Here is a 7782-nt window from a genome sequence, read left to right as displayed (position 1 = left end):
GGCGGCGGCCGAGAAGCAGGGCGGCGGCGACGGGGCGGCGGGGCGCTGCGGCTGCCTGGGCTGGGGCAGACGGCTCAGGTGCTCAGGGGGCTTCCGGGGAGGAACCGGGAGAAGCAAGGGGCTTCCGATGAAGAAGCGGGAGAGGCGAGGGCGGCCCCTGTGAAGAAGCGGGAGACGTGAGGGCGGGCTGAGGTTGATGGGTGGGTCGCGAATAAGCGAGGTTCGGGGTCGATGCAGTGGGCTGCGCCAACCCCGGCGGCCGGGCAGCAGCAAACAGAAAAGAGCGAGGGACGTCCCCCGTGTGGAGGACGTCCCTCGGGTGGTGAAGCTGCTCTCAGCCGGAGAAGGGGCCCTCTTCCGGGAGCCTCAGCTCGGGCTTCTCCAGCTCCTCCACGTTCACGTCCTTGAACGTGATCACACGAACGTTCTTCACGAAACGAGCCGGCCGGTACATGTCCCACACCCACGCGTCGGACATGCGGACCTCGAAGTACACGTCTCCCCCGCTGTCCCTGACCTGCAAGTCCACCGCGTTGGCCAGGTAGAACCGCCGCTCGGTCTCCACCACGTACGAGAACTGGCTGACGATGTCGCGGTACTCGCGGTACAGCGACAGCTCCATCTCGGTCTCGTACTTCTCGAGATCCTCTGCGCTCATGAAATCCGCGCCCCTCCTCGCGAGTTCGACCGGTCTCCGGCGGCGGAACTCCCATTCTGAACCACGCTGCCCTCCAGAGCACGTACCGGAGCATCGGACTGCCCCAATGCAGCAGCGGTGAGCATGACCTTCCGCGGTGGTCGCATACCGTGGGCGGCGGCCGCCGCTGCCACATTGGTGTACGACCACCGGTGTACCTCACACGGCCCGTGTTCGACGAGCGCCGCGCCGTGGTCCACGGTCGTGTACCCCTTGTGCACGTCGAATCCGTACATCGGGTATTTCACGTGCGTCTCGGCCATGATCCGGTCCCGCGTCACCTTCGCCAGCACCGACGCGGCCGCCACGCACGCCACCGCCCGGTCCCCCTTGATCACCGGCACGCTCGGCGCCGGCAGGCCGGGCACCTTGAAACCGTCCGTCAGCACGTACCCGGGGCACTCCCGCAACCCCGCCACCGCCCGGCGCATGCCCTCGATGTTGGTGACGTGAATACCGAGCTGATCCACCTCTTCGGGTGAGATGACGACGATCGAATAGTCCAGGGCGCGCACCAGGAGCCGCTCGTAGACCCGCTCCCTGGCCAGCGCCGTGAGCAGCTTCGAGTCGTTCAGCTCGGCCAGCCGCGCGGCGTCACCGGGGCGGAGCACGCACGACGCCACCACCAGCGGACCGGCGCAGGCCCCGCGGCCCGCCTCGTCGACCCCGGCCACCGGACCGAGGCCCCGCCGGTCCAGCGCGGACTGCAGACCCCACGCCGTCTCGCCCCGGACGATCGCCCTGGGCGGGCGGAAGGAGGCCAGAACCGCCGAAGACCTACCCAACCTGGTTACCGCTTTCGCTCGACCGCCTCGCGCACCTTCGAGCCCAGTCGCCGCCCGCCCCACACCACGGGCCACGCGGCGACGACCCCGAACCCGAGCGGAACGCCTTCCTGCCACGCCGGAGCGCTCATCCCGAGCGCGGCCGGCTGGGCGGCGGCCTGCGGGTCGTGGTCGCTGACCCCGCCCCACCGGCCGGGTGGCAGCACGATGATGCGTGCCTTGCCGATGATGTTGTCCACCGGCACGGCACCGCGGACCCCGCCGCCACCCTGGCAACGCGAGTCGCACGAGTCGTTGCGGTTGTCACCCATCACCCAGACGTAGCCGTCCGGCACCGTCACCGGGTCGAACGGCTCCTGCCGCTGGTCGTCCGGATTCTTCCAGTGGATGTAGGGCTCGTCCAGGGCCTTGCCGTCGACGACGACCCGGTTCTGGGCGTCACAGCACTCGACGGTCTGGCCGCCGGTCGCGATGATCCGCTTGACGAAGTCGCGCTCGTCCGGCGGCGCCAGCCCGAACACCGAACCGATGTTCTGGAAGAAGCGCACCACCGCGTTGCTCGACCGCTCGGTCGCCGCCTCGTTCTCCACCCACGGCTCCGGGCCCTTGAACACCACGACATCACCCGGTTCCGGGTCGGTGAAGTCGTAGGTGATCTTGTCGACCAGGACCTTGTCGCCGTAGCACCCGGGGCAGCCGTGCAACGTGGTCTCCATCGACCCTGAAGGAATCGTGTAGACCCGCGCCAGGAATTGCTGGAACACGAATGCCAGCGCCAGCGCGACGACGATCAGAATCGGCAGTTCGACCCAGAACGAGCGCTGTTTCTTGGGCTTGCGGCGGCGCCGTTTCCCATTTGCGCCGGAATCGGCATTCTCGTCCGGGTTCGGGCGTTCGGGCTCGTCCTCAGCGGCGCTGGAGGGCACAGGTTCGACCACTTCGCCAGGCTATCGGAGAAAGTCCGATCGCTCAGGACGCGGTCGGGGCCTCGCGGCGCTCCTTGATCTTGGCGGCCTTGCCGCGCAGCTCGCGCAGGTAGTACAGCTTGGCGCGACGCACGTCACCGCGCTTGTGCACCTCGATCTTCGCGATGTTCGGGCTGTGCACCGGGAAAGTGCGCTCGACGCCGACACCGAACGAAACCTTGCGCACGGTGAAGGTCTCGCGAATACCGCCACCCTGGCGGCGGATCACGACGCCCTGGAAAACCTGAACACGCTCACGGTTTCCCTCGATGACGCGAACGTGCACCTTCAGCGTGTCACCCGGGCGGAAGTGCGGAATGTCGGAACGCAGCGACTGAGCGTCCAGGGCGTCCAGGGTGTTCATCGGGAGTCCGTCCTCGTCCTTCGTCTGTCTGGCAGTCATCCGAGCACGCGCACGCTCTCACTGGGGCAGGCGACCCGGGGGCTTGTGGCAGGCGCGCACCACTGGCACGGCCAACCTGTCAAGTATTGCAGACGCGTCCCCAGCCGGATCACCCGGCCTGCCGCTGCCCCGACCGGACACGGTCGAGCACGGCGAGATCGCGCTCGTCCAGCGTACCGTCCGGCAGCCGGTCGAGGAGATCGGGGCGGCGCAGCAGCGTTCGCTCCAGGGCCTGGTCGCGCCGCCAGCGGTCGATGAGCGCGTGGTTGCCCGACCGCAGCACCTCGGGCACGGACAGGTCGCGCCACACCTCGGGGCGCGTGTAGCTGGGGCCTTCGAGCAGGCCGTCGGAGAAGGAGTCCTGCTCGGCCGACACCGGGTTGCCCAGGACGCCGGGCAGCAGCCGGACCGTGGCCTCGACCATCACGAGCACCGCGGCCTCGCCGCCGACCAGGACGTAGTCGCCGATGGACACCTCGTCGACCGGCATCCGGCGGGCGGCGTCATCGATCACGCGCTGGTCGATGCCCTCGTACCGGCCGCAGGCGAACACCAGGTGCTTCTCGCGGGCGTAGGAGCGCGCCATCTCCTGGGTGAACGGGCGGCCCGCCGGCGTCGGGACGACCAGCCGGGTGTCCGGACCGCAGACGGCGTCCAGCGCGTCACCCCAGACCTGGGGCTTCATGACCATGCCGGGACCGCCGCCGTAGGGCGCGTCGTCGACGGCGCGGTGCACGTCGTGGGTCCAGTCCCGCAGATCGTGCACCCCGACCTCGATCAGCCCGCGCTCGATGGCGCGGCCCAGCAGCGCGGCCCGCAGCGGGTCCAGGTACTCGGGGAAGATGGTGACGACGTCGATCCGCACGGCGCGAGCGTAACCAGCCCGTCAGCCGGCGTCGTCGAGCAGGCCCTCGGGGGGATCGATGACGACCCGGCCGCCCTTGACGTCCACCACGGGCACGATGGCCTGCACGAACGGGACGAGAACGGTGCGCCCGTCGCGATCGAGCGCGAGCAGCTCGCCGTGCGGGGCGTGCACCACCTCGGTGACGGTGCCGATCACCTCGCCGTCGCTCAGCTCGGCACGCAGCCCCTCGAGTTCGTGGTCGTAGAACTCGTCCGGGTCGTCCGTGGGCGGCAGATCGGCGGTGTCGGCGAGCAGCAGGGCGCCGCGCAGGGCCTCGGCGGCCTCGCGCGTCACCACCTGCTCGAACGTGACCAGCAGCCGCCCGCTGTGTGGGCGGGCGGCTGCGATGGTCAGCGGGCGCGTGGTGCCGTCGCGGAACCGCGCGGTCACCGTCGCGCCGTCGCGGAAGCGTTCCTCGGGCGAGTCGGTCCGGATGTCCACGGCGAGTTCACCGCGCACACCGTGGGCCTTGGCGACCCGCCCGACGACGACGTCCACGGATGGGTCAGCGGTCGGTGTCGACGACGTCCACGCGGACGCCGCGGCCACCGATGCCGCCCATGACGGTGCGCAGCGCGGTCGCGGTCCGGCCGCCGCGGCCGATGACCTTGCCGAGGTCGTCCGGGTGGACGTGGACCTCGAGCGTGCGGCCGCGGCGGGTGGTGATCAGGTCGACCCGGACGTCGTCCGGGTTGTCCACGATCCCGCGCACCAGGTGTTCGAGGGAGTCGGCGAGGAAGCTCACGCCTCGTCCTTCGCCGCCTCGTCGTCGGCCTTCTTGGCCGACTTCTTCTTCGGCGTGGTGGCCTCGTTGGCGGGCTCGTCACCGGCCGCCGCGAGGGCCGCGTTGAACAGCTCCTCCTTGGACGGCTTCGGCTCGGCGGTCTTCAGCGTGCCCTCGGCGCCCGGCAGGCCCTTGAACTTCTGCCAGTCACCGGTGATCTCCAGGATGCGCTGCACCGGCTCGGTCGGCTGCGCGCCGACACCCAGCCAGTACTGGGCCCGCTCGGAGTCGACCTCGATGAAGCTCGGCTCGGACTTCGGGTGGTACTTGCCGATCGACTCGATCGCCTTGCCGTCCCGGCGGGTGCGGGCGTCGGCGACGATGATGCGGTAGTACGGCGCACGGATCTTGCCGAGGCGCTGGAGCTTGATCTTGACGGCCACGGTGTGTGGGTACTCCTTGGTTCTCTGCGTGCTCGCGGGTGTCGGGTCACGATCCGTGTGGGGACACCGGACGAGTACCCGAAGCTTTCGGTCGCCACGGCACGGTGAGAGGGCCCGGCCGCAGCAGGCAAGCGACTATTCTGCCAGACCCGGTCACACGGCCCGCACCGGGCGTCCAGGGCGTGGTTCGGAAGCGGCTTGCGAGGCGGCGCGGGTAGCGGAGCCGGCTGACGGCCCACCGCAAGCGGCTCCGCCGCTCATGAAACAGAACCTAGATCGCCATGACTCCCAGCGCCGTGAGCAGCATCGCCACGGCGGGCAGGAAGTTGTTCATCTGGTGGGCCACGATGCTGCCGAGCAGGCGGCCGGTGAGCAGGCGGGCCAGGCCGATCGGGATGGCGATCACCAGCAGCAGCGTGGTGCGCAGCGGTTCCAGGTGGCTGGCCGCGAACACCGCCGTGGACAGCAGGAACGCCGCGAGCCGGGCCCACTTCTCCTGACCCCAGTGCAGCCGTTCGACGGCGCTCCACAGCAGACCGCGGTAGATGATCTCCTCGCAGATCGGCCCGAGCAGCCAGAGGTAGGCGAACATCACGATGGCGGCGCTCACCGACATCGGCTGTTCCTCGACCAGGGCGCTGATCGCCGATCCGGCGTTGGCCTCGCCGACCGCCTGGGTCCAGATGAACGCGCTGACCGTGGTCAGCACCAGCCCGAAGCTGCCGAGTTTCAGCCCGAGCTTGACGTCCTCCCAGCGCCAGGACAGCCGCAGGTCGGTGAACGGGCCGTTGCCCCGCACCTTGGTGATCAGGATCGCGACCAGCGCGGCGAGGACGGTCGGGGCCATCGTGCCGATCAGCACGTCCCGCGCGGGCAGCGGCTGACCGGGTGGTGCCGGGCCGAGCAGGACGCTGACGAACGCGGCGGAGGCCAGCAGGACGGCCTCGACCACCAGGAAGGCGCCGAACCCCCAGCGGTGCGCGGGCGCGGCCTCCGCGGTGGCGGGCAGATCAGGCGGGTCGAGCTCGCCCGGATGTGCCGTCACGGCGTGCCTCCCTCTGATCCTCGCCCAGCACCTACCGAGCCTAGTCGCCATGGTCGTTCCGCTCAGGACCCGGTGAACAGCAGCAGCGCCGGGACCAGGTTGTTCGCCGCGTGCGCGACGAAACTCGCCCCCACGCGGCCGGTCCGCCACCGCGCCGCGCCGATCAGCAGCCCCTGCGTCAGCAGCGCGAGCGTGCGGGTCGGTTCGCCGTGCAGGTAGGCGAAGACGACCGCGGTGAGCACCAGGATCACCCACTGCGGGACGCGGTGGTGTTCGAGCGCTCCCCACAGCGAGCCGCGCATCAGCAGCTCCTCGGCCATCGGCGTGGCGACCACGACGACGAGCGCGGCGAGCGCGAGCCACACGAACTCGTCCCGGCCGCCGTCCTCGGCGAGGTCGGTGAGCGGGCTGTCGGAGATCCGGTCGGTGCCGTAGATGCCGAGCAGCACCAGGTTCACCAGGTACCCGGCGAGCAGGGCGAGCGCACCGCAGGCCAGGCCCACCTTGACGTCGCGCAGGGTCGGGAGCCAGCCGAAGTCGCGCCGCGGCCCGCTCCCCCAGCGCCGCGACGCGACCAGCGGGGCGAGGCCGAGCAAGAGGCTGGGCACGAACGCGAGCAGCAGCACCGGACCGACGTCGAGCAGTTCCAGCGGGTCGACGCTGGCGTGCCCGGACCGCAGGGCGGTCATCACGACGGTCACCAGGTGGTACACGCCGAGGCCGGCGAAAAACGCGAGGAAACCCCAGTGGGCGCCGAAGACCAGCCGGGTGCGCACGTCCTCTCCCTGGCTCAGCCTCATGGGTTTCAGGCTATGTGGCTGCGCGCGATCGATCGACCCCGGGGCGTGAGCGGTGTCACCGGATCCACAGCGGCAGCAGGCCGACGACGACCAGCACGGCCGTGGCGAGCGCGGCCGGCAGCACGCGGACCGGGGTGAGGACGGCGCCGGTGAGGAGTGCGGCGAGGTAGATGCCCTCGCGCCGGGCCAGCCAGCCGACCGCGCCCGCGACGACGAGCGCGATCGGCACGGCGAACACGAGCCCCAGGCCGCGGATGATCTGCATCGCCGCGCCGTGGCCGATGCCGGGGACGAAGTGGGGCACTAGCGGGGGTTCCCGGCGGCGTCGGCGACCAGTTCGCCCCTGCGTTCGGGCCCGGAGCGTTCGACGAGGACCGTGATCTCGACCGGGCCGCCGCCCGGGGGCCGGGTGATCCGCACCTCCGCCTCGCCGGTGGCGTCGGGGAACCGCTGGCGGGCGAGGCCGACCAGGCCGGGGATCGCGCCGAAGTCGACCTCGCGCAGGTCGAACGCGTACTCCGGATCCGGTCCGGTCATGTCCCGCGGCACCGGCTGGAGGTCGCCGTCGCGGTAGATCAGCGCGCGGTCGCCGCGCTGGCCGCGGAGGTAGTCGTCGCCGATCGCGATCAGGTCGTAGGTCGTCGCGACGCCGCGGAGCTCGTCCAGGCCGGCTTCCAGGCCCTCGGCCGTGAGGAGGTCCTGGTTGTCCGCCCGGAGCGGGAGCAGGCCGGCGGCGACCAGCACAACCGTCGCGACCGCGGCCTGCTTCCACCCGCCGAGCGCACGCCCGTTCGCCCGGGCGACGACGACGGCGAGCGTGGCCGCGGCGCCGACCGCGAAGGCCGCGAGGTAGAGGCCCTCCCCCAGGACGAGCCCGCCGACGACGCCGACGACGAGCAGGGCCAGCGGGACCGCGTAGAGCAGGCCCAGCGCCTTGATGATCTTCACCCGTGCCATCTTGATCAGTTTGCGGGCGGGACGGTAGCGGCAGTTCGGCCGACAGTGGGCGGGGG

General features: G+C 70.8%; 12 protein-coding genes. All 12 read right to left on the bottom strand.

The annotated features are described in order from the left end of the window. Positions 1 to 334: 334 nt before the first annotated feature. The 12 genes from D0D15_RS34950 to D0D15_RS34895 all read right to left on the bottom strand — a co-directional run bounded on the left by D0D15_RS34950 (position 335) and on the right by D0D15_RS34895 (position 7726). Positions 335 to 658, bottom strand: coding sequence for a DUF2469 domain-containing protein (locus D0D15_RS34950; protein WP_094007864.1), 324 nt, complete (start codon positions 656 to 658; stop codon positions 335 to 337). Beyond that, on the bottom strand, positions 655 to 1434 hold the full coding sequence (locus tag D0D15_RS34945; RefSeq protein WP_191247880.1) for a ribonuclease HII: 780 nt from the start codon (positions 1432 to 1434) through the stop codon (positions 655 to 657). The genes D0D15_RS34950 and D0D15_RS34945 overlap by 4 nt, the downstream gene beginning before the upstream one ends. Positions 1435 to 1487: 53 nt before the next feature. Continuing rightward, positions 1488 to 2420: a signal peptidase I gene (gene lepB / locus D0D15_RS34940; protein ID WP_094007862.1), complete on the bottom strand. Its 933-nt coding sequence runs from the start codon at positions 2418 to 2420 to the stop codon at positions 1488 to 1490. A 31-nt stretch (positions 2421 to 2451) separates the two neighbouring features. Further along, positions 2452 to 2811, bottom strand: coding sequence for a 50S ribosomal protein L19 (gene rplS / locus D0D15_RS34935; RefSeq protein WP_094007861.1), 360 nt, complete (start codon positions 2809 to 2811; stop codon positions 2452 to 2454). Between the two features lie 148 nt (positions 2812 to 2959). Continuing rightward, a complete protein-coding gene (trmD, locus tag D0D15_RS34930; protein ID WP_094007860.1) occupies positions 2960 to 3715 on the bottom strand; it encodes a tRNA (guanosine(37)-N1)-methyltransferase TrmD in 756 nt (251 codons plus the stop codon). 21 nt (positions 3716 to 3736) lie between these two features. Next, a complete protein-coding gene (gene rimM, locus D0D15_RS34925) occupies positions 3737 to 4255 on the bottom strand; it encodes a ribosome maturation factor RimM (RefSeq protein WP_094007859.1) in 519 nt (172 codons plus the stop codon). A gap of 7 nt (positions 4256 to 4262) precedes the next feature. Then, positions 4263 to 4502, bottom strand: a complete 240-nt coding sequence (locus D0D15_RS34920; RefSeq protein ID WP_017987579.1) for an RNA-binding protein — start codon at positions 4500 to 4502, stop codon at positions 4263 to 4265. Further along, on the bottom strand, positions 4499 to 4924 hold the full coding sequence (gene rpsP / locus D0D15_RS34915) for a 30S ribosomal protein S16 (protein ID WP_094007858.1): 426 nt from the start codon (positions 4922 to 4924) through the stop codon (positions 4499 to 4501). Before rpsP ends, D0D15_RS34920 begins: the two co-directional genes overlap by 4 nt. 271 nt (positions 4925 to 5195) lie before the next feature. Then, positions 5196 to 5969: a CPBP family intramembrane glutamic endopeptidase gene (locus tag D0D15_RS34910; protein ID WP_094007857.1), complete on the bottom strand. Its 774-nt coding sequence runs from the start codon at positions 5967 to 5969 to the stop codon at positions 5196 to 5198. A gap of 62 nt (positions 5970 to 6031) precedes the next feature. After that, a complete protein-coding gene (locus tag D0D15_RS34905; protein ID WP_094007856.1) occupies positions 6032 to 6769 on the bottom strand; it encodes a CPBP family intramembrane glutamic endopeptidase in 738 nt (245 codons plus the stop codon). Between the two features lie 55 nt (positions 6770 to 6824). Further along, a complete protein-coding gene (locus D0D15_RS34900; protein ID WP_094007855.1) occupies positions 6825 to 7073 on the bottom strand; it encodes a hypothetical protein in 249 nt (82 codons plus the stop codon). Next, complete coding sequence (locus D0D15_RS34895; RefSeq protein WP_143266235.1) at positions 7073 to 7726, bottom strand: hypothetical protein; 654 nt, start codon at positions 7724 to 7726, stop codon at positions 7073 to 7075. Before D0D15_RS34895 ends, D0D15_RS34900 begins: the two co-directional genes overlap by 1 nt. Between the last annotated feature and the right edge of the window lie 56 nt (positions 7727 to 7782).

Origin of the sequence: Amycolatopsis thermalba, assembly GCF_003385215.1 — a bacterium.
Lineage (GTDB): Bacteria > Actinomycetota > Actinomycetes > Mycobacteriales > Pseudonocardiaceae > Amycolatopsis_E > Amycolatopsis_E thermalba.
The sequence above is the reverse complement of the archived record's forward strand: the minus strand, read 5'-3'. Positions and strand labels throughout refer to the sequence as shown.